Below are 1,069 nucleotides of genomic sequence, written 5' to 3'. Positions count from 1 at the left end.
TGACAAGGGGAATTTCGAAGACAGCGCGCCGGCATCATCTTTCCCCATCGCCCCTCCCGCGGAGCGGCAGCTCGTGGGCAGTGGTTGTCGGTCTCAGTCAAAAGCGCGGAGTCGCGATGTCTGTCACGGGTGCGGGTCACAAGGCGGATCTGATCGTCATCAATGGTCGTGTGTTGACCATGGACGATGACAATCCGACCGCCGAAGCCGTTGCCGTCAAGGATGGCGCCATCGTCGCTCTCGGCAGCCACGCCTCCATCGAAGAGTTCAAGGGGCCGGCCACCAGGGTCATCGACGCCAGGGGCGGTTCGGTGATCCCGGGTTTCATCGAAGCCCACATGCATCTGTTTTCAGGCGCGGCCGAGCTTGCCCATCTCCAGTTGTCGGGCGTCCACGGTTTCGAGGCGCTGCAAAAGGCGATCCGCGACTACGCGTCGACGCACCCCGATGCCAAGATGCTGGTCGGACAGGGCGTCGACTACACCGTGCTCGACGACGAGCGAGTGACGCGCCATCATCTCGATGCGATCCTGCCGGACCGGCCCTTCGTCATGGCCGCGCCCGACCACCATACGATGTGGGCCAACACCAAGGCGCTGGACTTGGCTGGCATCCTGAATGGGCGCACGCTTGGCCCCGGCAATGAGATCGTCATGGGCGACGACGGGTTGGCAAATGGCGAACTGCGCGAGGGCGAGGCTTTCGGCCCGGTGCTCAATCTTGCCGGCGAGGGCCGGGTGCGGCTCGGGCTGGCGACGGGCGGCGAGCCAGACCCGATGCCATCGGCGGAAGAACGCGCCGCCGACCGCGACATCATGCGGCGCGGGCTCGCCTGGTGCGCGCGCCACGGCATCACCTCGATCCAGAACATGGACGGCAATCTCTACCAGCTCGAATTGCTGGCCGAGATCGAGGCCGAGGAGGGTCTGTCCTGCCGGGTGCAGATACCCTTCCACTACAAGAATTTCATGACGCTCGACATGCTCGACAAGGCCTCGGCGATGGCCGAGCGCTACAATGGCGAGTGGCTGTCGTCGGGCATGGTCAAGGTGTTCTACGACGGCGTGCT

General features: G+C 64.5%; 1 protein-coding gene. It reads left to right on the top strand.

Features of this window, described 5'->3' with window-relative positions; all coding sequences use genetic code 11:
• Positions 1-116: 116 nt before the first annotated feature.
• A partial coding sequence (locus tag FJ980_RS33865) for an amidohydrolase family protein (RefSeq protein WP_140547695.1) occupies positions 117-1,069 on the top strand: 953 nt, incomplete at its 3' end.

Origin of the sequence: Mesorhizobium sp. B1-1-5 (genome assembly GCF_006443065.1) — a bacterium.
Classification (GTDB): Bacteria; Pseudomonadota; Alphaproteobacteria; order Rhizobiales; family Rhizobiaceae; genus Mesorhizobium.
Note: the sequence above shows the minus strand (reverse complement) of the source record. Positions and strands in the feature narration are given on the sequence as shown.